Origin of the sequence: Asticcacaulis sp. AC460 (assembly GCF_000495795.1) — a bacterium.
Lineage (GTDB): Bacteria > Pseudomonadota > Alphaproteobacteria > Caulobacterales > Caulobacteraceae > Asticcacaulis.
In genome coordinates this window covers 1-304 of record NZ_AWGD01000085.1, presented here as the reverse complement: position 1 = coordinate 304, position 304 = coordinate 1, and the positions used below count along the sequence as shown (strand labels likewise).

Sequence of the window (304 nt, the reverse complement as noted above, 5' to 3'; positions counted from 1 at the left end):
GGTGGTGACTGTCATCGACCGTGACACTGGCCGGGTTGATATTGGCGACGATGCCGTTGACGTAACGGCTGGCTTCGTTATTGCCGTTGGCCAGAACCGAGCCCTGGCTGACACCGTTGTAGAGGTAGTAGCCGGAACCCGGAATAGCGGTGCGCTGAATCGGGAAGGCCGTTGTATCCGTATAGGTGCGGCCGGTATAGTTGGGTGTCGCCACGTTAAGCGTATTGATGTTGACCGTACCGCGCGTGTAGGTCAGTTGATGGTTATCGACATCGCGTTCGCTGTAAGCGATCTTGCCAAAGAC

General features: G+C 56.6%; 1 protein-coding gene. It reads right to left on the bottom strand.

Features of this window, described 5'->3' with window-relative positions; translation table 11 throughout:
• Positions 1-304: hypothetical protein (locus ABAC460_RS50305; RefSeq protein WP_035426715.1), on the bottom strand; the 304-nt coding region annotated here is incomplete at both ends.